Source organism: Serratia sp. CY47444 (assembly GCF_052168635.1).
Classification (GTDB): Bacteria; Pseudomonadota; Gammaproteobacteria; order Enterobacterales; family Enterobacteriaceae; genus Serratia; species Serratia bockelmannii.
In genome coordinates this window covers 309,579-330,359 of record NZ_JBJNMH010000003.1, presented here as the reverse complement: position 1 = coordinate 330,359, position 20,781 = coordinate 309,579, and the positions used below count along the sequence as shown (strand labels likewise).

19 protein-coding genes are annotated in these 20,781 nt (G+C 61.2%); 6 read left to right on the top strand and 13 right to left on the bottom strand.

Annotated elements, in window-relative coordinates; all coding sequences use genetic code 11:
• The first annotated feature begins 74 nt into the window (after positions 1–74).
• Positions 75–1,163 carry a malate/lactate/ureidoglycolate dehydrogenase gene (locus ACJ8IL_RS08060; RefSeq protein ID WP_141999248.1) on the top strand — a complete coding sequence of 363 codons (1,089 nt, stop codon included), beginning with the start codon at positions 75–77 and terminating at the stop codon, positions 1,161–1,163.
• A gap of 41 nt (positions 1,164–1,204) precedes the next feature.
• On the opposite strand, the gene ACJ8IL_RS08055 is transcribed toward ACJ8IL_RS08060, so the two are convergent.
• The 3 genes from ACJ8IL_RS08055 to phoP form a co-directional block, all read right to left on the bottom strand.
• Positions 1,205–2,326, bottom strand: coding sequence for a ribosomal protein uL16 3-hydroxylase (locus tag ACJ8IL_RS08055; RefSeq protein ID WP_004941161.1), 1,122 nt, complete (start codon positions 2,324–2,326; stop codon positions 1,205–1,207).
• An 84-nt stretch (positions 2,327–2,410) separates the two neighbouring features.
• Positions 2,411–3,868 carry a two-component system sensor histidine kinase PhoQ gene (phoQ, locus tag ACJ8IL_RS08050; RefSeq protein WP_442516473.1) on the bottom strand — a complete coding sequence of 486 codons (1,458 nt, stop codon included), beginning with the start codon at positions 3,866–3,868 and terminating at the stop codon, positions 2,411–2,413.
• A 5-nt stretch (positions 3,869–3,873) separates the two neighbouring features.
• The gene (gene phoP / locus ACJ8IL_RS08045) at positions 3,874–4,545 is read right to left on the bottom strand and encodes a two-component system response regulator PhoP (RefSeq protein WP_025302513.1); all 672 of its coding nucleotides are present in this window, start codon (positions 4,543–4,545) and stop codon (positions 3,874–3,876) included.
• 378 nt (positions 4,546–4,923) lie between these two features.
• Here phoP and ACJ8IL_RS08040 point away from each other — a divergent pair, with 378 nt between their 5' ends.
• Positions 4,924–5,943, top strand: coding sequence for an ADP-ribosylglycohydrolase family protein (locus ACJ8IL_RS08040; protein WP_442516472.1), 1,020 nt, complete (start codon positions 4,924–4,926; stop codon positions 5,941–5,943).
• A gap of 21 nt (positions 5,944–5,964) precedes the next feature.
• On the opposite strand, the gene ACJ8IL_RS08035 is transcribed toward ACJ8IL_RS08040, so the two are convergent.
• The 4 genes from ACJ8IL_RS08035 to ACJ8IL_RS08020 form a co-directional block, all read right to left on the bottom strand.
• The gene (locus ACJ8IL_RS08035; RefSeq protein ID WP_442516471.1) at positions 5,965–6,729 is read right to left on the bottom strand and encodes a GntR family transcriptional regulator; all 765 of its coding nucleotides are present in this window, start codon (positions 6,727–6,729) and stop codon (positions 5,965–5,967) included.
• Positions 6,730–6,844: 115 nt separating this feature from the next.
• Entirely contained in the window at positions 6,845–8,119 is a 1,275-nt protein-coding gene (locus ACJ8IL_RS08030) for a c-type cytochrome (RefSeq protein ID WP_025302516.1), read from the bottom strand.
• Positions 8,120–8,136: 17 nt separating this feature from the next.
• Positions 8,137–9,915 (bottom strand): GMC family oxidoreductase, encoded by a 1,779-nt coding sequence (locus ACJ8IL_RS08025; protein ID WP_025302517.1) that lies wholly within the window; start codon positions 9,913–9,915, stop codon positions 8,137–8,139.
• A 2-nt stretch (positions 9,916–9,917) separates the two neighbouring features.
• Entirely contained in the window at positions 9,918–10,634 is a 717-nt protein-coding gene (locus tag ACJ8IL_RS08020; protein WP_368907374.1) for a gluconate 2-dehydrogenase subunit 3 family protein, read from the bottom strand.
• Positions 10,635–10,933: 299 nt separating this feature from the next.
• Here ACJ8IL_RS08020 and pdxR point away from each other — a divergent pair, with 299 nt between their 5' ends.
• From pdxR to ACJ8IL_RS08005, 3 genes are all read left to right on the top strand, one after another.
• On the top strand, positions 10,934–12,454 hold the full coding sequence (pdxR, locus tag ACJ8IL_RS08015) for a MocR-like pyridoxine biosynthesis transcription factor PdxR (protein WP_442516470.1): 1,521 nt from the start codon (positions 10,934–10,936) through the stop codon (positions 12,452–12,454).
• Positions 12,455–12,569: 115 nt separating this feature from the next.
• The gene (locus ACJ8IL_RS08010) at positions 12,570–13,022 is read left to right on the top strand and encodes an N-acetyltransferase family protein (protein ID WP_435957357.1); all 453 of its coding nucleotides are present in this window, start codon (positions 12,570–12,572) and stop codon (positions 13,020–13,022) included.
• Positions 13,023–13,037: 15 nt separating this feature from the next.
• Positions 13,038–13,742 (top strand): GNAT family N-acetyltransferase, encoded by a 705-nt coding sequence (locus tag ACJ8IL_RS08005; RefSeq protein ID WP_442516469.1) that lies wholly within the window; start codon positions 13,038–13,040, stop codon positions 13,740–13,742.
• A 48-nt stretch (positions 13,743–13,790) separates the two neighbouring features.
• On the opposite strand, the gene purB is transcribed toward ACJ8IL_RS08005, so the two are convergent.
• Both purB and hflD read right to left on the bottom strand, forming a co-directional pair.
• The gene (gene purB, locus ACJ8IL_RS08000; protein ID WP_164038196.1) at positions 13,791–15,161 is read right to left on the bottom strand and encodes an adenylosuccinate lyase; all 1,371 of its coding nucleotides are present in this window, start codon (positions 15,159–15,161) and stop codon (positions 13,791–13,793) included.
• A 22-nt stretch (positions 15,162–15,183) separates the two neighbouring features.
• Positions 15,184–15,810, bottom strand: a complete 627-nt coding sequence (gene hflD / locus ACJ8IL_RS07995) for a high frequency lysogenization protein HflD (protein WP_025302523.1) — start codon at positions 15,808–15,810, stop codon at positions 15,184–15,186.
• Positions 15,811–16,141: 331 nt separating this feature from the next.
• Between hflD and kup the strand changes: the two genes are divergently transcribed.
• Positions 16,142–18,010, top strand: a complete 1,869-nt coding sequence (kup, locus tag ACJ8IL_RS07990) for a low affinity potassium transporter Kup (protein WP_442516468.1) — start codon at positions 16,142–16,144, stop codon at positions 18,008–18,010.
• A 51-nt stretch (positions 18,011–18,061) separates the two neighbouring features.
• Here the strand turns inward: kup and mnmA are convergent, their stop codons facing one another.
• The 4 genes from mnmA to rluE all read right to left on the bottom strand — a co-directional run bounded on the left by mnmA (position 18,062) and on the right by rluE (position 20,712).
• Entirely contained in the window at positions 18,062–19,162 is a 1,101-nt protein-coding gene (mnmA, locus tag ACJ8IL_RS07985) for a tRNA 2-thiouridine(34) synthase MnmA (RefSeq protein ID WP_060440158.1), read from the bottom strand.
• A gap of 106 nt (positions 19,163–19,268) precedes the next feature.
• Complete coding sequence (locus ACJ8IL_RS07980) at positions 19,269–19,715, bottom strand: NUDIX hydrolase (protein WP_049208756.1); 447 nt, start codon at positions 19,713–19,715, stop codon at positions 19,269–19,271.
• A gap of 9 nt (positions 19,716–19,724) precedes the next feature.
• The gene (locus ACJ8IL_RS07975) at positions 19,725–20,063 is read right to left on the bottom strand and encodes a lysozyme inhibitor LprI family protein (protein WP_049208758.1); all 339 of its coding nucleotides are present in this window, start codon (positions 20,061–20,063) and stop codon (positions 19,725–19,727) included.
• Positions 20,064–20,085: 22 nt separating this feature from the next.
• Positions 20,086–20,712, bottom strand: a complete 627-nt coding sequence (gene rluE / locus ACJ8IL_RS07970; protein WP_047026250.1) for a 23S rRNA pseudouridine(2457) synthase RluE — start codon at positions 20,710–20,712, stop codon at positions 20,086–20,088.
• Between the last annotated feature and the right edge of the window lie 69 nt (positions 20,713–20,781).

The window sequence follows — 20,781 nt, the reverse complement described above, 5'->3', positions numbered from 1 at the left end:
CGGCATAATCGCTTGCCGCAACAAGGCGTTGCTCATAGTGTGGAGGTACATTCCCCACGCATAAGGACCGCATGATGAGCACCGAATACCGTATCGCCAGCCCGCATTTGACGCAGTTCGTTCAGGCGATTTGGCGCCAGGCCGGCAGTACGGCGCGCGAAGCCGAGCTGGTGGCCGATCATCTGGTGCAGGCCAATCTGGCCGGGCACGATTCGCACGGCGTCGGCATGATCCCCAGCTACATGGCGTCGTTGGCGCAGGGGCAATTACAGCTCAATCAGCACGCCGAAGTGGTGCGCGACGCTGGCGCGGTGCTGACGCTCGACGGCGCGCGCGGCTTCGGTCAGGTGGTGGCCAGCGAAGCGATGGCGCTGGGCATTGAACGCGCCGGCAAGCTGGGCCTGGCAGCGGTGGCGCTGCACAATGCGCACCATATCGGCCGCATCGGCCATTGGGCGGAGCAGTGCGCCCGCGCCGGTTTTATCTCGATTCACTTCGTCAACGTGGTGGGCGATCCGATGGTGGCGCCGTTCGGCGGCAGCGATCGCCGCTTCGGCACCAACCCGTTCTGCGCCATTTTCCCGCGGCCGGGCCGCACGCCGCTGCTGTTGGATTTCGCCACCAGCGGCATCGCCTTCGGCAAGACTCGGGTGGCCTATAACAAAGGCTTGTCGGTGGCGCCGGGCTATCTGATCGACGAACACGGGCAACCCACCACCGAACCGAAGGTGATGCACGAAGCGCCGTTCGGGTCACTGTTGCCGTTCGGCTTGCACAAAGGCTATGCGCTGGCGGCGATGTGCGAGATCCTCGGCGGCGCGCTCTCCGGCGGCCGCACCACCCACGACGCTACGCTGAAAGCCGACAGCGACGCCATCTTCAACTGCATGACGACCCTAATCCTCGATCCTCTGGCCTTCGACGCCCCGCAAATGCAGGCCGAGGCCGAAGCGTTTATCGGCTGGGTGAAGGCGTCGCCGCCGAGCGGCGAACAGCCGATCGCGGTGCCGGGAGAATGGGAAGAGGCCAACCGCGCGGCGCGGCTGGAGCAGGGCATACCGATAGACGCCAATACCTGGCGGCAGATTTGCGCGGCGGCGGAGCAGGCGGGCATGGCGAATGAAGCGCTGGCCGGCTTTCGCGCGCAGGCGCGGCAGGCATAAAAAAAGCCACCCGATAGGGCGGCTTGTTCGCGTACTCGCAATCAGTCGTTAAAGTACCAATAGCCGCTGTTGACCAGCGCGGTCAGCAGCGCCAGGAATGACGGGTCGTCCACCGCGTCGCCGAGCAGGGCGGCGTCGACGCTGAAGTGCTGGCACAGGGCATCTGCGGCCTGCAGCTGGTCGGTGTCGATCAGTTCGCCGTTGACGAAGCAGCGATCGCCGACCCGCAGCACGCGCAACCCGCCCAGGCGCTGCAGCGCTTCACCCTGTTGCAGCAGTTCGTAGATTTCCCCGGCCTGATACGGCGGCTCCGGCGGCGCCAGATCCAGCTCGTGGCGCGATTGGGAGATAAACTCGCCGAACCAGTGCTGGAAGTGTTCCGGCTGTTGCACCAGATCCAGCATCATCTGCCGTAAGGCGTCCACTTCCTGCGGCAGGATCTCCGCCGGGTGTTCGCGCAGTTTAACGTCCGGATCGCCGTAGCGCTTGCTGCCCAGCTCGCGCGCCAGCACGTAGTCGGCGAAGCCGCTCACCAGCTCGCGGCCGTTCGGCGCGCGGAAGCCCACCGAGTAGTTGAGCGCGTTTTCCAGCGCGTAGCCTTCGTGCGGGAAGCCCGGCGGAATGTAGAGAATGTCGCCCGGCTCCATCTCTTCGTCGATAATGGCGTCGAACGGTTCCACCTGCAGCAGATCCGGATGCGGGCAGTGCTGCTTCAGCGGCGTTTTTTCCCCGACGCGCCAGCGGCGGCGCCCGGTGCCCTGAATGATGAACACGTCGTACTGATCGAGGTGCGGGCCGACGCCGCCGCCCGGTACCGAGAAGGAGATCATCAGGTCATCCATCCGCCAGTCCGGCAGTTGACGGAACGGGCGCATCAGCGCCGCGGAAGGCTCATGCCAGTGGTCCACCGCCTGCACCAGCAGCGACCAGTTGTTTTCGCTCAGGTGGTCGAAGCTCTCGAAGGGACCGTGCGCGACCTGCCAACGGCCATCCTGGTGGCTGACCAGGCGGCTGTCCACTTCGTTTTCCATCGCCAGCCCGGCCAGCTCATCCGGGGAGATCGGATCGATAAAGTTTTTGAAGCCGCGCTTCAGAATCACCGGACGCTTTTGCCAATAACGTTGCAAAAAATCGTTCCAGTCCAGGTCTAATTGATAATCCATGTTCTATTCCAGGAGAGAGGAGTGAGCCTGTGTGCGATTATAACGGAAGTTTGGCCCCGTGGATCGGGGCCGCAGAGGCATAATTTACTCGTTGTGGTGGGGGTCGTGCTGGCGGGCGAAGGTCACCTGCATGCGCGCGCCGCCGAGCGGACTGTCGCTGATGACGATTTCGCCGTCGTATTGCTCGATGATCTCCGCCGCCACCGACAGGCCCAGGCCCTGTCCGGGGCGCAGGGTATCCACCCGCTGGCCGCGCTGGAAGATCAGCTGGCGCTTGCTTTCCGGGATGCCCGGGCCGTCGTCGTCGATAACGAGGATGAGGTTTTTCTCGGAGTGCAGCGAGGTGATTTCCACGAACTCGAGGCAGTATTTGCAGGCGTTTTCCAACACGTTGCCCATCACTTCCATAAAGTCGTTCTTCTCGCCCATAAAGGTCACCTCCGGCGAGATGTCCAGCGTGATCACCACCCCTTTGCGCTGATAAACCTTGTTCAGCGCCACCACCAGGCTGTCGAGCAGCGCCGGCACCGAGTGGATCTCGCGCGTCAGCACCGTCTGGCCGGAGTTGATGCTGGCCCTGTGCAGGTAGTAACCGATCTGCTGCGAGATGCGGCCGATCTGATCCAGCATGATCGGCTCGGCTTCTTCGATAGTGGTCTGCTTGCCGCTGCGCAGCGAGCGCAGGGTACTTTGCAGCACCGCCAGCGGCGTTTTCAGGCTGTGGGTCAGATCCGACAGGGTGGTGCGATACTTGGTGTAGCGCTGGCGCTCGTTGCGCACCAGAATGTTCAGATTGCGCACCAGCCCGCGCAGCTCGCTGGGCGGGTTTTCATCCAGCTGATCGCGCTCGCCGTTCTCCAGCTCGCCCACCTGATTGACCAGCGCCTTGATCGGCCGCAGGCTCCAGTAGGCCGCCAGCCACAGCAACGGCACCACCAGCAGCAGGTTGGCCAACAGCACGTAGCTGAACCACTCCCATACCACGTCGGATCGCTGCAGCTCCTGTGGAATGCTGTCAACCACCACGATGGTCAGCGCCGGCAGCCGAGGCGTGGCGGCATAGGTGTTGACCGCCACCGAGTGCGTCAGCGCGTTCTGATCGGTATCGTCGTAATTCTTCAGCTGATCCTGCGCCTTGGGGTTGTCCCCCAGCACTTCGCTACTGATGCGGGTGTCGGTGTCGATTTCGTAGAAGCCGGACTCCTCCAGCCATTCCTTGTTGATCAGCTTCTCCAGCTCCGGCACTTTGCGCTGGCTCCACAGCAGGTTGCCCTTATCATCGTAGATAAACACCAGCGTCGGGAAGTTGAGATCGATATCGGGGGGGATGGCGATGGTGAGTTTGTTGTCTTTCCACTGCGCCAGGCTGAAGAACAGGTTGCTCTCGCCGCGCAGCAGGCGGAAGGCGGTCTTGTCGAAGCTGACGATGTAGCCGACGACCGCCACCAAACCGTAAGAGAGCGACAGCGCCAGGATCACCCCGGCGGTTGCCATCAGGAAGCGGGCGCGCAGCGAAAACGGTTTTTTATTCTTGTTGAACATTATGTTCACTTCGCGTCAAAACGGTAGCCCTGCCCACGTACCGTGGTGATCACTTCATGCGGGTATTCCGCCTGCACCTTTTTACGCAAGCGGCCCATCAGCACGTCGATGGTGTGGCTTTCGCGCAGTTCGGCGTCCGGGTAGAGTTGCAGCATCAACGAATCCTTGCTCACCACCTTGCCGGCGTTGCGGATCAGGGTCTCGATGATGGTGTATTCAAAAGCGGTCAGCTTGATTTGCCGATCGTTGACGCTCAGTTCGCGGCGCGACAGATCGATCTGGAACGGCGGCAGCACGATCACCTGCGAAGCCAGGCCGCTGTTGCGGCGCATCAGCGCCTGCATGCGGGCGATCACTTCTTCCAGGTGGAACGGTTTGGTGACATAGTCGTCGGCGCCGGCTTCCAGCACCGCCACTTTGTCCTGCCAGCTTTCGCGGGCGGTCAGCACCAGGATCGGCAGCTTGGTCTGGTGTGCGCGCCAGCGGCGGATCAGGCTCAGGCCGTCTTCACCCGGCAGGCCGAGATCGACGATGGCGATATCCGGCGCGTGTTCCTGCAGGAAGTAATCGGCTTCCTTGGCGTCTTCGGCCGCGTCGACCTGATGGCCCATCTCGCGCATCTGAACGGAAAGGTGGTGGCGCAGCAAACCATTATCTTCAACAACCAGTACTCGCATGGCGAACTCCTGTGACTGTGCGGGTGAACGTCCTGTCACCCACGCGATAAAAGGGAACACGCTCTGCGGCGTGTCAGGGGATAACGCGGCCACCTGAACCATTTTGACAAAAAGTGCTGAGGCTATGGTAGGTATAACCCGCCCGGCTCGCAAGAGAACCGAAGCAATGTATTAAAATAAGCGTTATCAATTTGTTCGCCGACATTATCGACAAGTTCTGATAAACGTCGGATAAACAGCGGCGGGGCAATGTTAAACGCAACTTAAACGCGCCGGGCATTGTCCGCGAAAGGAAAGTGTGAGCCGGAGCGCTTGAAAAGCTTTAAAGGTACTAATAAGGTATTATTGATGTATCGGCACACTTTTCAGGAGCGACGGATGAAGCAGTTAACCCAGACAGAACGCATAGCGGGCGCACTTTACGGACAGATGCTGGGCGACGCGCTCGGCATGCCTTCCGAGCTGTGGCCGCGCGAGCGGGTTAAGCGCCACTTCGGCTGGATCGACGGCTTTCTCGATGGGCCGAAGGAGAACACCGCCGCCTGCTACTTCAAGGCCGGGCAATATACCGACGATACCGCGATGGCATTGGCGTTGGCCGATGCGCTGCTGGAAGCGGAAGGCGAGGTGGTGCCGGAACTGATTGCCCGCAACGTGATCCGCTGGGTGGACGGTTTTGATGCCTTCAACAAGAACATTCTCGGCCCCAGTTCCAAACTGGCGCTGAGCGAGCAGAAAGCGGGCACGCCGATTGCCGAGTTGGAAAACAACGGCATCACCAACGGTGCGGCGATGCGCATTTCGCCTTTGGGCTGCGTACTGCCTTCCGCGCCGCTGGAGGATTTCTGCCAGCAGGTGTGGCTGGCCTCCAGCCCGACGCACAAATCCGACATCGCCGTCGCCGGTGCAGTGGCGATCGCCTGGGCCGTCTCGCGGGCGGTGGAGGGGGCGGACTGGGCCTCGATTCGCCTGGCGTTGCCGGAGGTAGCGGAGTATGCCCAGCGCCGGCAGGAGACGACGTTCAGCCCTTCGCTGGCGGCGCGCATCGAACTGGCATTTCAGGAGGTGGATGAAGCCAGCGATCCCGAGCAGGCCTCCGAACGGGTGTATCAGCTGATCGGTGCCGGGGTGAGCACCATTGAGTCGGTGCCCGCGGCGCTGGCGATGGTGCAGCTGGCGCAAACCGATCCGACCCGGTGCGCCGTGTTGTGCGCCAACCTGGGCGGCGACACCGACACCATCGGCGCGATGGCCACCGCGATTTGCGGTGCGTTGCACGGCGCAGAAGCGATCGAACCCGGATTGCTGGCGGAGTTAAAACGGGTGAATCCGCTGGATATCGAAGCTTACGTTCAGGCGTTCGTGCGCTTTCGCCGCCGCCGGCAGGGCGAGGCGTGAGCCGCCGCGAGACGCAACGGATCAGCTTTCGCTGGTAAATTCGTACATGTCGCTGCGGCAGAAGCTTTCGCTGTATTCGATCGGTTTTTTATGGTGGTCGAACAGCGTCTGGCGCACGATCAGCAGCGGTATCGGCTCCGAGAGCCGCAGCGCCTGACAGATCTCGTCGTCGGCCATCGCCGCGCTGACCTGGCTGCGCAGCGATCCCATCTCCACGTTATTGCGCCGGAAGTAGTCGTACAGCGAGATGCCGATCTCGTCGACGTTGGCAATCGCCGCCACCACCACGTAGGACACCGCCACCGACATTGGCCGCCGATCGATCAAGTGAATGCGTTTGAGTTTGTAGATCGGGGTTCCGGCCGCCAGCTGCAGCTTTTCAGCCAGTTCAGCGCCGGCGAGCATCCGTTCGCGGCTGATCCATTGCGTGTCCGGGCGGTGCCCCTGCTGTATCACCTCGCGCGAGAATCCTTTGGCGTCCGCCAATGAATAGAACAGCTTCGGTTCGGGCCGCTGCGGTTGGATAAAGGTGCCGTAACCGCGCGAACGGCCGATGAGGCCGTCCTGCTCGAGGCAGGCTAACGCTTTGCGCACCGTGATGCGCGAGATGCCGAGCCGTTCGGTGAACAGCCGCTCGCTGGGCAAAAAATCCCCCGCATTCAGCAACCCTTGTTCGATGGCCTGGCGCACCGAGGCGTTGAAGCGCAAATACAGCGGCATTGCGCCCGCGCTGGCCAGATCCTGCTGCAGTTTGTCCAGCAGACGCTGGTTGGTCTCCTTGCTCATAGCCGACGGAAGTCCTGTAGCCGCATTGCGATGGCTTATTTAAGGGGATTTCGCCGGGCAGCGCAACTGCCGCCGCCCGGCGATAACGATGGGTGGGCATAGGATGCCCACTGGTTCATGGCTGAGACGGGTTATCGCCGGAGCGAATGTTTTTCACCTGATCGGCGCTGACCGCCGGGGCGCTGTTACCCCAACTGGTGCGCACGAAGGTCGCGAGCTGAGCGACCTGTTCATCGCTCAACCGCCAACCGAAGTCCGGCATGGTCAGGCCGGTAGGCGCACCGATGGTTACCGGCGTCCGTGAGCCGTGGAGGATGATGCTGATCAGCGACGACGGATCTTCGCTCAGCAACGCCGGATTGCGTGCCAGCTGAGGAAACGTGTTGCGATACCCCTGGCCGTCGCTACGGTGGCAGGCAGCGCAGTTGTCCAGGTAGGTTTGTGCGCCGGGCGTGTTGACCTTACCGGTGAACAACGCCTGGGCGATGCCGTCGTTGCGCGGCGGCGATGACTTCTCATCACCGGCAGGCAGCGATTTCAGGTAGACCGCGATCGCTTTCAGATCGTCATCGTTCAGATGTTGCGTGCTGTCCTGTACCACCTCCACCATTGAGCCGAAGGCGGCGAAACGTTGGGTATGGCCGGTTTTCAGAAAGCGCGTGATCTCCTGCGCACTCCAGTCCCCTAAGCCGCTGGCGGTATCGGCGCGCAGGTTAGCGGCATGCCAGCCCTCCAACGTCCCGCCGCTCAGATAGGCTGTATCGCTTTGGCTGAGCGCCTTTTCCTGGAAGCCGATACCGCGCGGCGTGTGACATGTGCCGCAGTGACCGAGCCCCTGAACCAGATAGGCACCGCGATTCCACTCGGCGCCGCGCTGCGCATCCAGCTGATAAACACCGTCTTCGCGAAAGATCAGATCCCACAATGCCAGCGGCCAACGCATGCTGAGCGGCCAGGGAATGTCGCTTTCCCGATTCGGCTGCGCCACTGCGCTGACCTTTTGCGTGAAATACAGATAAAGATCGCGGATATCGTCATCGTTGATTTTGGCAAACGACGGGTAGGGCATGGCCGGGTACAGCCGCCTGCCGTCGCGCGCGATGCCTTTGCGAAGCGCATCGGCGAACTCGGGCAGGCTGTACCCGCCGATACCGGTTTGGCGATCGGGCGTGATGTTGGTGGAGTAAATAGCGCCGATCGGCGTGGTCATCTTCAGGCCACCTGCGAAGAGGGCGCCGCCGGGCGCGGTGTGGCAGGCCGCGCAATCCCCTGCGCGCGCCAGATATTCACCGTGTTCAATTCGCGCCGTGGAAGGGAGGGCGTCGGCCGCCTTAACCGCACCTGCGGCGAGCAACAGCAGCACCGGCAATGTGGGTGTAAATCCTTTCATCTTGAGCTCCTTAGGCGTTATGCCTGCACCAGCGGGCCAGGGTTTTTCAGGTATTGCTCGCGGATCGCTTCGGCAGAGTGATAAGCCAGCGCGCCGACGATGCCGGTTGGGTTGTAGGCCAGGTTCTGCGGGAATGCACAGGCGCCAGTGACGAATACATTGGGCACGTCCCAGCATTGCAGGTATTTGTTCACCACGCTGGTGACCGGATTGTCGCCGATGATGGCACCGCCGGTAGTGTGAGTGGATTGGTAGGGGCGCACGTCATAATGATCGCCGGTTTTTCTTACCGAGATAGCCATCTGCTTTGGTTTCATAGCGTTGGCGATGTCCGCCATTTTAGCGGTGATATGCTGGGTCATTTTGATCTCATTCGATTTCCAGTCGAAGGTCATACGCAGCAGAGGCTGACCGTAGGCGTCTTTATAGGTGGGATCCAAATCCAGATAGCAATCGCGGTATGGCATCACCGATCCTTCCGAGCCGATGCTCATTGAGTGCGGGTAATTGTCGCGGATGCCTTGTTTCCAGCCGCTGCCCCAGTTCGGCGTGCCCGGCGGCAGCATCATTTGCTGGATAGGCCGACCGCCGGTGCGGGTGGCGGAGATGTAGGCGCCGCCGATAAAACCGAGATCGGCGTGGTCGAAGTTTTCCCCGTTAAGATCGTCGATCACCGTTCCGGCGGCACCGGCGCCGATAAAGGGATTGAAATGGGTATCGCGATCGTAAAAGAGAGAAATGCCGCTGTTCATTTGATAGGCGTAGTTCTTGCCGACCACGCCCTCACCAGTGACCGGATCATAGGGTTTTCCGATGCCGGAAAGCAGCAGCAGGCGAACATTATGGAGTTGGAAAGCGCTGAGGATCACCAGATCGGCGGGTTGCTCTACTTCACGCCCTTGCTCGTCGATGTAGGTGACGCCGGTGGCCTTTTTGCCGCTGCTGTCCAGATTGACCTTGATCACCTGCGCCTGGGTGCGCAGCTCAAAGTTTTTACGCTGTGTCAGTACCGGCAGGATGGTCGACTGCGGCGAGGCCTTGGAGTACATGAAGCAGCCGAAACGTTCGCAGTAACCGCAGAAGTTACAGGGGCCAAGCTGCACGCCGTACGGGTTGGTATAGGGTTCGGAACAGTTGGCGGCGGGGATAGCAAACGGATGGTAGCCTAGCGATTCGGCGGCTTTACCAAACAGTGAGCCCGAGTAGAGCTGTTTAAGCGGCGGCGTCGGGTAGTCATTGCTACGCGGCCCTTCGAACGGATTGCCGCCCTTGATGAGCTCACCCTGCAGATTACCGGCCTTACCGGCGGTGCCGCACACCTTCTCGAACTTGTCGAAGTAAGGCTCCAACTCCTGGTAGCTGAGGGGGTAGTCCTGTAACGTCATGCCTTCCGGGATCCAGTTGGCGCCGTATTTTTCAGTGAGGGTGGTGTGCAGTTTGAGATCGGAAGGCAGGGCGCGCCAGTGCATGCCGTTCCAGTGCACGCCGGCTCCGCCGACGCCGTTGCCCGGCAAAAAAGAGCCGAGCTGGCGATAAGGCACCGCGAAATCCGCCGGCGTATGGCGCACGGTGACGGTTTCATGCGCCATTTCCTGCGCCAGCTTGAGGCGAATGCCGTAAGTCAGTTCATCGGCGATACGCGGATAAGCGAAATCAGGGTAGGTATCGCGCCGTTCACCGCGTTCCAGCGCCAGCACCTGCAGGCCGCTGTCGGTCAATTCCATTCCCATAATGGCGCCGGTCCAGCCAAAGCCGACGATCACCACATCTACCGGTGGTTTTTTTATTGTGCTCATGATTATGCATTCCTTTTGCTGGAGATACTGACCGGGTGAAGAGGATAGGGTTGGTTGGGTTTGTTGACCCAATCGGCGAAGTCCGCGCGCGCACCGGGGAAGCCTATCAATTTCCATGATGCCAGCGTTTGGTTGCCGCCGTGGATCGGATCGGCCAGATAACCTTCTTTGGTGTTTTGCAGCAGCTGTTCGAAGAAAGCTTTACCCGGCAAGGTATCCGCATCGAGTTGGCCGCTTTCCAACGCGGTCAACAGCTGTTCTTGCTCGCCATGAGACAGCTCGGCGAAAACTTTGCCGAACTGACGTTGACAGAGCTCATTGAACGCGAGGATACCGTTGCGATAGGTCTCGCGCGGCGTCAGTTTGGACTGATAGCCCAACTCCGGCGCCGATGGCACGAACGGCGGGTGCATGTACCACAGGCCGCCATGGCCGTAGGGTGTTTCCATTTGGCGATCGATGAATACCGGGACCCCCTGATCGACGGCTCCGGGGCCGTTCTCGTCGCTGGGGATCAGCCGATCGCAGGCCGCCAGCAAGAATCGCCACTCTTCGTTGTTGAAATAAACCGGAACGTAATTCGGCGAGATGCCCGCAGCCGGCTCTGCCTGGGCGTTTACCATCATGAGACCGTTACCGGCAGCGGCTAACGGGATCAGCGCCAGCGTTTTTTTCAAAAATTCACGCCGGGGCGGCGTAGGGATATGCTGTTGCGACATAATTCCACCTTGAACATGCTTCACAGTAATGCCCGCGCAGGTTTTGCATCACCTGCGCCGTCGCTCTCCAGCGACGGTAAACAGGCGGGGAAAGGAGAGGTCGTCTATCACCATATATAGTTAGCAAGCTACTTGTATGGTAATTGAGTCTAAGATCGAGAAGTGTGAAGAAACAATAAATGATCTGTTTCAAAACGTTTTTTTTACATTTCAGTTGATCGGGATCAATTTGTTAACATTCACGGTGAGCCGGCGAAGTGCAATAAGGTCGTGTTCCGCTTAACTCACATTGGAGTGCCATGGAAAACTGCATCAACGAGCCGTATGCCATAGAAGAGGCGATCGCGGCGGCTTTTTCGCCAGGTCTGCAACAAGGCCTGACCCGGCGTTCGGCGCTGCATCAGGCTCTGTTGCAACTGATTGCCGCCGGAGAACTGCCCTGGCGGGCGAAGCTGCCGCCGAGCCGTGCGTTGGCTGCCCGGCTGACGGTGGCGCGCGACACGGTGGAACAGACCTACGCGCGGCTGGAGGCTGAGGGGTTCATCAGCCGAATGGTGGGGCGCGGCAGCTTTGTGCGTTATCGTAGTGACACGCTGCTCGGCCGTGAACTGCTGACGACGGCGACGGGGCAAGAGGCGCGGCTGGCGGAGCGCGAGCTGAGCGATCGCGGCCGGGCGCTGCTGGCGGTCAGCCATACGCCGCACACCTGCCGCCAGGCTTCGCTGACGCCTTCGCTGGCGGACCTGCGGGCGTTCCCCATCGAGCAATGGCTGCAGCAGGAAAAGCAGGCGCTGCGGCGGCACGGCGAGCGATTATTGGGGTATGCCGATCCGCAAGGGCTGCCGGAGCTGCGCGCGGAGATCGCGCACTATCTGCAGCGGGAGCGGGGCGTCAAGGCGACGGCGGAACAGGTGATCGTGGTCACCAGCTCTCAGCAGGCGTTGGCGTTGTGTACGCAGGTGCTGTTCGATCCCGGCGATGCGGTATTCGTCGAAGAGCCGGGTTACCAGGGGGCAAAAAAACTGGTGCAGTCGGCGGGGCTGCAGGCGCGGCCGATCGGCATCGATGAACAAGGGCTGGACGTCGGGCAGTTGATGCAGGCTTCGGGCGGCGGGCGGGGCGTTTACATTACGCCGTCCCATCATTACCCGCTGGGGTATTCGCTGAGCCTCGAGCGGCGGCTGGCGCTGTTGCAGTGGGCGCAGCGCTGCCGGGCCTGGATCATCGAAGACGACTACGACGCCGAGTTCAACTACGACCGGCAAACCAAGGCGGCGCTGCAGGGGCTGGACAGCGGCGGGCGTACGCTGTACATCGGCACCTTCAGCAAGACGCTGTTTCCGGGGCTGCGCATCGGTTTCATGATCGCGCCGCCTCAATTGGTGCGGCCCTTGGTCGCCGCCAGGCAGTTTCAGGACGGTTACACGTCGGCGCTGGCGCAGATGACGCTGTTCCACTTCCTGCACGAGGGCGGCTACGCTGAGCATCTGCGCAATATGCGCACGCTGTACAAAGCGCGGCTGGACGTGCTGTACGACGCGGTGCATCGTCACCTTGCTGCCTGGACGCGTCCGGCGCTGCCGCAGGGCGGGCTGCAGCTGGTTTGCCCGCTGGCGGATGCGGCGACAGAGCGGCGGCTGGTGGCGGCCGCGGCCGAAAGGGGGATACGGCTGTATGGTCTGGCGGACTTCTACACCGGCACGCCGCAGCGCGGGGCGTTAGTGCTCGGCTTCTCGGCCTATACGCCGGATGAGATTGTGCGCTTTATTACGACGCTGGCGCAGGTGTTCAACGCACTGCCGGTGGAAAGCGACGGCTAAAATTGGTCTGCTCTGTGTTTCGGATTGGTCCGTATTGCACTGCCACCATGCGGTGTATTCTGCCGCTATCCGATTATTTCCCTAATGGAAATAATATCTTACACCGTGAGGCGCTATGACCCTATCAAAACCTGAAGTGACTATCCGCAGAATCAATGGCGACGACAAAGCGCAATGGCTGGCGCTGTGGCAGGGCTATCTCGATTTTTACCGCGCCGACGTGGCGCAGCAGGTGACCGATCGCACCTTCGAACGCCTGGGGCAGGATGAACAGGTGTACGGGCTGGTGGCGGAGGATGCCGACGGCCGGCTGTTGGGGCTGATGAATCTGGTGTTCCACCCGTCCACCTGGAGCGCAGTCGGCTATTGTTATATCGAAGATCTCTATGTATCGCCGCAGGCGCGCGGCCATAAGGTGTCGGAAAAGCTGTTCGAGCAGGCGTACCGATTGGCAGAGACGCGCGGCAGCGATCGGGTCTATTGGATGACCCAGGAGTACAACGCGCCAGCGCGTTCGCTGTACGACAAAATCGGCAGAAGAAGCTCGTTTATCGTTTATACCCGTTAACCGCAGGAAGCGTGTATGGCAATGAATCGTTATGGTCAGCCGGTTGGGGAATCGATGCCGGATTGGCAGCCGGCTCGCCGTCCGGGCGGCGCGACGCTCGGCGGGCGTTTCTGCTCGCTGGCGCCGCTCGAGCCGCAGCGGGATTACGCCGCGCTGTTCGAGGCGTTTCAACTGGCGCCGGACGGCCGCGACTGGACCTATCTGTCTATCGAGCGGCCCGATACGCCGGCGGCGATGCTGCAGCATCTGGAAACGCTGCAGGCCAACCCGACGCTGGTTAATCTGACGGTGTTCGACGCCGCCAGCGACGCGCCGGTGGGCACGGTGGCGCTGATGCGCATCGACGAGGCCAATGGCGTGCTGGAGATCGGCCACGTCAGCTGGTCGCCGTTGATGAAACAGCGCTCCAGCGCCACCGAGGCTATCGCGCTGCTGCTGCGCTATGCCTTCGACACGCTGGGCTACCGCCGCTGCGAGTGGAAGTGCGACAGCCATAACGCACCCTCCCGCCAGGCTGCGCTGCGCTTTGGCTTTCGCTACGAGGGTAACTTCCGCTATGCGGTGATCGTCAAGGGGCGCAGCCGGGATACCGACTGGTTCGCCATCACCGCCGACCGGTGGCCGACGGTACGACAGGCGCTGGCGCGCTGGCTTAGCGCGGACAACTTCGATGCGCAGGGGCGGCAGATAGCTCGGCTGCAGGTGTTGCGCGGCGAATAATAAGCAAAAAGGCGGCCCGCGGGCCGCCTTTTTATCGGGCTAAAGCGCTTACTTCAGCTCGTCGACCATGGTGGTGGCACGGCCGATGTAGTTGGCCGGGGTCATCGCCTTCAGACGGATTTTCTCTTCTTCCGGCAACGCCAGGCCATCGATAAACGCCTGCATGCCGGCAGCGTCCACGCGCTTGCCGCGGGTCAGCTCTTTCAACTTCTCGTAAGGCTTCTCGATGCCGTAGCGGCGCATCACGGTCTGGATCGGCTCGGCCAGCACTTCCCAGTTGTGATCCAGTTCGTCCAGCAGGTGTGCCTGATTCACTTCCAGCTTGCTGATGCCTTTCAGGGTGGCCTGGTAGGCGATCAGCGCATAGCCCAGGCCCACGCCCAGGTTACGCAGCACGGTGGAATCGGTCAGGTCGCGCTGCCAACGGGAGACCGGCAGTTTGCCCGCCAGGTGGCCCAGCACGGCGTTGGCCAGGCCCAGGTTGCCTTCGGAGTTTTCGAAGTCGATCGGGTTGACCTTGTGCGGCATGGTGGAAGAGCCGATTTCGCCGGCGATGGTCTTCTGCTTGAAGTGGTTCAGGGCGATGTAGCCCCAGATGTCGCGGTCGAAGTCGATCAGAATGGTGTTGAAACGCGCTACGCAGTCGAACAGCTCGGCGATGTAGTCATGCGGCTCGATCTGGGTGGTGTACGGGTTCCAGGTGATGCCGAGCGAGGTCACGAACGCTTCGCTGAACTGATGCCAGTCCACTTCCGGGTAAGCGACGATGTGGGCGTTGTAGTTGCCGACCGCGCCGTTGATTTTACCCATGATCTCCACGCGCTCCAGCTGGCGGTATTGGCGCTCCATGCGGTAAGCCACGTTGGCGAACTCTTTGCCGACGGTCGACGGGGTCGCCGGCTGGCCATGGGTGCGCGACAGCAGCGGGATATCGCGGTATTCCAGCGCCAGCCCTTTCAGCGCATCGATGATTTTACGCCAGTAAGGCAGCACCACGTCTTGACGGGCGCTTTGCAGCATCAGCGCGTGCGACAGGTTGTTGATGTCTTCGGAGGTGCAGGCGAAGTGGATGAACTCGGACACCGCGTGCAGCGCAGGCACCGCCGCCACTTTTTCCTTCAGGAAATACTCGACCGCTTTCACGTCGTGGTTGGTGGTGCGCTCGATGGTTTTGATACGCTGAGCGTCTTCTTCGTTGAATTCAGCGACGATTTTGTCGAGGAAAGCGTTTGCGTCGGCGTCAAAAGCGGGAACTTCCTTGATTTCTGCGCAGGCGGCCAGTTTTTGCAGCCAACGTACTTCAACCTGTACGCGGAATTTCAGCAGACCGTATTCGCTGAAAATGGGGCGCAGTGCGCTGACTTTATCACCGTAGCGTCCATCAACGGGGGAAACGGCGGTCAGTGAGGATAATTCCATCGGTAGCAACTCCTGGGATCGATTAACAATGAGCAACGATATTTTGCGCCTGCTTGAACAGACGATTACGGGAAAACATTAACTGCAGGCGGCTGCCGCCAACCTGTTGCCACAGCACGGCGGCGCGAATGCCGGCCAGCAGCGTGGCGCGAACCTTGGCCTGCACCTGCGGGTTCTGCAAGATAGCCGGCGAGCCGGTTACCTGGATACGCGGCCCGAGCGGGCTGACCACGTCGACGTAAATGCCGGCCAGCGCGCTGATGATGGTGTCTGACTCAAGATCGAAGTGCGCCAGCTGGCGTTCGAGTTGGCCGAGGCGTTCACCGAGCGTGTTCATCGCCTGTTTGTTGGCGTTGAGCTTGCGCTCCAGCACCATCAGGCTGATGGTGTAGCGGGTCAGTTCCGCGCCCGGCCCTTTGTTGTTGGCGTTAAGCACGCCCATCAGGGTTTCGAGGCCGACCATCAAATTGCGCTCCTCGCCGCCGAACACCGCCAGCGTGGAGGGCGGGTCCATCTGCAGCAGGCTTTTCAGCGAGGTCTGAAAGGCTTCGCGATTGCATTGCCCTTCGTGGGCCAGTTGCTGAACCAAACGCGCCGCCTGGCTGATGCCCGCCATGGCCAGCGTGATGTCATAATAATTCTTCGCCACGAATACTCCTGTAAACGCTGTGAACGGTACATGGCTTACTGCATAAGGTTGTGTGTATCGCCAGGGTAACGGCGGCGGCCGCGAACGGGAACGATCGGGCGTGGCTGTAACAACGATGACAACGAATGCCGCGGATCATGCCACAAAATCGAGGGTAAACCCAGCGTCTAATACGCCTGCGGCAAGGCGGATGCGCCGTGCGGCGCAGAACTGCGCAAATAGGCGGCGAAAATCGCCGGCGCGGCGGTGCGAACTTATTGTTGCGGCGACAAATAAAGTGCGGTGGCTGCATCTATACTGCCAACGTGACCCCTTAAATAAAGACCTCTATATGCACGTAAAAAACAAGCAGCCACTGCCGGCGGTGACGCTGGCGGCCATCGGCGTGGTGTACGGCGATATCGGTACCAGCCCGCTGTACACCCTGCGCGAATGTCTGACGGCAGAGGAGGGCATTACCCTGACGCCGGCCTCGATCTACGGCTTTTTGTCGCTGATCTTCTGGCTGCTGACGCTGGTGGTGTCCATTAAGTACATTTGTTTCGTGATGCGCGCCGACAACGATGGCGAGGGGGGGATCCTGACGCTGATGTCGCTGGCGATCCGCAAGCTGGACGCACGCTGGGTACCGGCGGCGGTGCTGATCGGGCTGGTGGGCGGCAGCTTCTTTTACGGTGACGGGGTGATCACTCCGGCCATTTCGGTGCTCTCGGCCATCGAGGGGCTGCAGATTATCGCCCCCGAGCTGGACAGCTTTATCGTGCCGCTGTCGCTGCTGGTGCTGACCGCGTTGTTCGCGATCCAAAAACGCGGCACCGGCAGCGTCGGCAAATTGTTCGCCCCGGCGATGGTGATCTGGTTCCTGACGCTGGCGCTGCTGGGCATCGGCGGTATTCTGCATCACCCCGGCGTGCTGCGGGCACTGAACCCTTACTGGGCGGTGAATTTCTTCCTCGAATACAAGGCGGTGTCATTCTTTGCGTTGGGCATGGTGGTGCTGTCGGTCACCGGTGCCGAAGCGCTGTACGCCGATATGGGCCACTTCGGTAAAAAGCCGATCCGTTTGGCGTGGTTTACGCTGGTGGCGCCGGCGCTGGTGCTGAACTACTTCGGCCAGGGGGCGCTGCTGCTGGCCAATCCGGCGGCGATCAACAACCCGTTCTTTCTGCTGGCGCCGACCTGGGCGCTGATCCCGCTGCTGGTGATCGCCACGCTGGCGACGGTCATCGCCTCGCAGGCGGTGATCTCCGGCGTGTTCTCGCTGACGCGCCAGGCAGTGCGGCTGGGCTACCTGCCACCGATGCGCATCATCTATACCTCCGATCAGGAGTCCGGGCAGATTTACATTCCGGTGGTGAACTGGCTGCTGTTCGCGGCGGTGCTGATCGTGATTATCAGTTTCAAACACTCCAGCAACCTGGCCTCGGCTTACGGCATCGTGGTGACCGGCACCATGCTGCTGTCGTCGATTTTGCTGAGCATCGTGGCGGTGAAAAACTGGGGCTGGCCGCGCGCGCTGGGCGGACTGATGCTGGTTGTCATGCTGTGCATCGACGTACCGCTGTTCGGCGCCAACCTGATCAAGCTGGCGACCGGCGGCTGGCTGCCGGTGGCGCTGGGGCTGACCATTCTGTTGATCATGCTGACCTGGAAGACCGAGCGTTCGCGCCTGATCCGCCGGCTGCGCGACAATCAGGAAGGGCTGAGCGCGCTGATCGAGTCGCTGGAGAAGGCGCCGCCGAAGCGGGTGCCGGGCACCGCGGTGTTTATGGAGCGCACGCCGCATGCGGTGCCGCTGGTATTGTTGCACAACCTGAAGCACAACAAGGTGCTGCATGAGCGCGTGGTGCTGCTGACCATCGTCACCACCGACATGCCGTACGTGCACAACGTGCAGCGGGTGGCGATCGAACAGCTGTCGGCGAGCTTTTGGCGGGTGGTGGCAAGCTACGGCTGGCGTGAGACGCCCAACGTGACGGACATTCTTTACCGCTGCGGCCTGGAAGGGATGAGCTTCACCATGAACGAGACCTCGTTCTTCATGTCGCGCGATACGCTGGTGCTGGGCAAGCGGCCCTGGTATTTGCGCATTCGCGGCAAGGTGTTCCAGCTGTTGCAACGCAACGCGCTGCGGGCGCCGGACCTGTTCGAAATCCCGCCGAACCGGGTGATCGAGCTGGGGGCGCAGGTTGAATTTTGAATAAAAAAAACGCTGCGGTAAACGCAGCGTTTTTCTTGGGCGGCAGGCGAATTACGCCAGGCGCTGTTCGATGATGCCGCCGCCGAGGCAGATTTCGCCCTGGTAGAACACCGCCGACTGGCCGGGGGTGACGGCGGAGACCGGCTCGTCGAAACGCACTTCGATGCGTTCATCGTCGAGTGGGGTCACGGTGCAAGGGATGTCCTGCTGGCGATAGCGGGTCTTCACCGTGCAGCGGAACGGGCCGCTCAGCGGCAGGCGATCAACCCAGTGCAGCTGCTGCGCGATAAGGCCAACGGACATCAGGCGCGGGTGATCGTGCCCCTGCGCGACCACCAGCACGTTGTTGGCCACGTCTTTATCCACCACGTACCATGGATCTTCGCTGCTGTCTTTCATACCGCCGATGCCCAGCCCTTTGCGCTGGCCCAGGGTGTGATACATCAGGCCCTGGTGTTCGCCGACGGTCTGGCCGTCGACGCTGACGATCGGGCCCGGCTGCGCCGGCAGGTAGCGGCCGAGGAAGTCGCGGAATTTACGTTCGCCGATAAAGCAGATACCGGTGGAGTCTTTCTTCTTGGCGGTGACCAGCTCCAGTTGCTCGGCGATGCGGCGCACCTCCGGCTTCTCCAACTCCCCGACCGGGAACAGGCTTTGCGCCACCTGCTCGTGGCTCAGGGTATAGAGGAAGTAGCTCTGATCTTTGTTGCCGTCGACGCCGCGCAGCAGGCGGCTCTTGCCGTCCACGTCCTGGCGACGCACGTAGTGGCCGGTGGCGATAAAATCGGCCCCAAGATCTTCGGCGGCAAACTCCAGGAAGGCTTTGAATTTGATCTCTTTATTGCACAGGATGTCCGGGTTCGGCGTGCGGCCGGCCTTGTACTCTTCCAGGAACAGCTCAAACACGTTGTCCCAGTATTCCGCCGCGAAGTTCACCGTGTGCAGTTCGATGCCCAGCTTGTCGCAGACCGCTTGCGCGTCGGCCAGATCGGTCGCGGCGGAGCAGTACTCTTCGTCGTCGTCTTCTTCCCAGTTTTTCATGAACAGCCCAGCGACCTGATAGCCCTGTTGCTGTAACAGATAGGCGGTAACGGAGGAGTCGACGCCGCCGGACATACCGACGATTACTTTTTTCTGGCTGTTGTCTGACATGGGGATCTCACGAACTTGAACACGAACCGTGCTGATAAAAACAAGCGCAGGATTTTACCACGTTGGCCGCGCCGGCGCACTGGTCATCTTGTGCTGCTCGGCGCCCTTAAAACGGCCAGGCGAAGCTGCCGACCAGCGACAGCGGATAGCGCTCCGGCTGCTGGTAGCTGCGAATGCTCTCCGCCACCAGCGCGGAACGCAGGTTGGGCGCCTGCAAAATCTCGTCGGCGCTCAGCCACAGGCAGCGATCGATGTCGCTGTCGTGCGGCTTGGTCGGCAGCGGCTGTTCCAGCTCGATAACGAAGCAAAAACGCAGAAACGGCGTGCGATCCGGCGCTATCCACTGGTGCAGGCGCAGGAACGCCTGCGGCGTGGCGCGGATACCGGTCTCTTCCCACAGCTCGCGCTCGGCGGCCTGCACCAGCGTCTCGTCGGCCTCCAGGTGGCCGGCCGGCTGGTTCCATAGCGCTTTGCCGTTGATGGTCTCTTCGACCACCAAAAATTTGCCGGCGGCGTGCACCACGCAGGCCACGGTGACGTGCGGTTTGAACATGCGGTCTCCTTACAGCGGTTTGTCGATGCGCCGGTAGATGTCGTCCAGCTCGGCGATGCGGGTGCGATAACTTTGCAGCAGGCAGGCGGTATCGCCGCCGCACCGCTGGCGTTTTGCCAGCCAGGCCTGCTGGCTGTCCTGCATCGCGCCGCGCGCGCCCATGGCGAACAGGCCACGCAGGAATTGGTACTTGGTGGCCATTTGCACATCCAAATCGTTCAGCGTGCGGTTGGCGCAGATGGCTTGCTCATCGCGGTTTGCCGCCTTGGCGCAGTCGAAGCTGGCGGCCTGGGCCGCGAGCGGGGCCGCCAGAGCGGCGAGCAGTAGCGCGATCGGCGTATAGTTCATGGCGCCTCCATCAGTTATCGGTCTACAGGGAATCGATGCTTTTCCATTCACCAGGCTGCAGTGAACCCAGCGAAAGATTACCCATACTGTAGCGAATCAGGCGCAGGGTAGGGAACCCGATATGCGCCGTCATGCGACGCACCTGGCGGTTTCGCCCTTCGAACAGGGTGATTTTCAGCCAACGGGTGGGGATGGATTTACGCTCGCGGATCGGCGGGTTGCGCGGCCATAGCCACTGAGGCTCGGCCACCAACTCAACACCGGCGGGTAGCGTCGGGCCGTCTTTCAGCGTGACGCCGCTGCGCAATGGCGCCAGATCGCTCTCCTGCGGCGCGCCCTCGACCTGCACATAATAGATTTTGCCGGTGCGCTTGCCCGGCTGGGTGAGCTGCGCCTGCAGCTGTCCGTCGTTGGTCAGCACCAGCAGCCCTTCGCTATCGCGATCCAGACGCCCGGCGGCGTAAACGTCGGGGAAGGGGATGTACTCTTTCAGCGTGGCGCGGCCGGCTTCATCGGTGAACTGCGGCAGCACGTCGAAGGGCTTGTTGAATAACACAATTCGACGCGGCCCCTTCGGCGCGGCGGGTTTGGCGGCATTCGGCTTGCTGAATCGTTTAACGTTGTGATTTCTAACAGAGAATTTTTTCATAACAGTTGAGATTACGGATGATAAGCGCATTATAACCGAATCCGTTTCGGATTGGCGCGGACCGAATAT

What these genes read in the sequence shown, in the direction of transcription:
- ACJ8IL_RS07980 (WP_049208756.1), bottom strand. Translation starts at nt 19,715, where the DNA reads ATGTTCAAACCGCACGTCACCGTGGCCTGCGTGGTGCACGCCGCCGGC.
- kup (WP_442516468.1), top strand. Translation starts at nt 16,142, where the DNA reads ATGCACGTAAAAAACAAGCAGCCACTGCCGGCGGTGACGCTGGCGGCC.
- phoP (WP_025302513.1), bottom strand. Translation starts at nt 4,545, where the DNA reads ATGCGAGTACTGGTTGTTGAAGATAATGGTTTGCTGCGCCACCACCTT.
- phoQ (WP_442516473.1), bottom strand. Translation starts at nt 3,868, where the DNA reads ATGTTCAACAAGAATAAAAAACCGTTTTCGCTGCGCGCCCGCTTCCTG.
- ACJ8IL_RS08005 (WP_442516469.1), top strand. Translation starts at nt 13,038, where the DNA reads ATGGCAATGAATCGTTATGGTCAGCCGGTTGGGGAATCGATGCCGGAT.
- ACJ8IL_RS08025 (WP_025302517.1), bottom strand. Translation starts at nt 9,915, where the DNA reads ATGAGCACAATAAAAAAACCACCGGTAGATGTGGTGATCGTCGGCTTT.
- ACJ8IL_RS08010 (WP_435957357.1), top strand. Translation starts at nt 12,570, where the DNA reads ATGACCCTATCAAAACCTGAAGTGACTATCCGCAGAATCAATGGCGAC.
- ACJ8IL_RS08020 (WP_368907374.1), bottom strand. Translation starts at nt 10,634, where the DNA reads ATGTCGCAACAGCATATCCCTACGCCGCCCCGGCGTGAATTTTTGAAA.
- mnmA (WP_060440158.1), bottom strand. Translation starts at nt 19,162, where the DNA reads ATGTCAGACAACAGCCAGAAAAAAGTAATCGTCGGTATGTCCGGCGGC.
- pdxR (WP_442516470.1), top strand. Translation starts at nt 10,934, where the DNA reads ATGGAAAACTGCATCAACGAGCCGTATGCCATAGAAGAGGCGATCGCG.
- ACJ8IL_RS07975 (WP_049208758.1), bottom strand. Translation starts at nt 20,063, where the DNA reads ATGAACTATACGCCGATCGCGCTACTGCTCGCCGCTCTGGCGGCCCCG.
- ACJ8IL_RS08030 (WP_025302516.1), bottom strand. Translation starts at nt 8,119, where the DNA reads ATGAAAGGATTTACACCCACATTGCCGGTGCTGCTGTTGCTCGCCGCA.
- ACJ8IL_RS08035 (WP_442516471.1), bottom strand. Translation starts at nt 6,729, where the DNA reads ATGAGCAAGGAGACCAACCAGCGTCTGCTGGACAAACTGCAGCAGGAT.
- ACJ8IL_RS08060 (WP_141999248.1), top strand. Translation starts at nt 75, where the DNA reads ATGAGCACCGAATACCGTATCGCCAGCCCGCATTTGACGCAGTTCGTT.
- purB (WP_164038196.1), bottom strand. Translation starts at nt 15,161, where the DNA reads ATGGAATTATCCTCACTGACCGCCGTTTCCCCCGTTGATGGACGCTAC.
- rluE (WP_047026250.1), bottom strand. Translation starts at nt 20,712, where the DNA reads ATGAAAAAATTCTCTGTTAGAAATCACAACGTTAAACGATTCAGCAAG.
- ACJ8IL_RS08055 (WP_004941161.1), bottom strand. Translation starts at nt 2,326, where the DNA reads ATGGATTATCAATTAGACCTGGACTGGAACGATTTTTTGCAACGTTAT.
- ACJ8IL_RS08040 (WP_442516472.1), top strand. Translation starts at nt 4,924, where the DNA reads ATGAAGCAGTTAACCCAGACAGAACGCATAGCGGGCGCACTTTACGGA.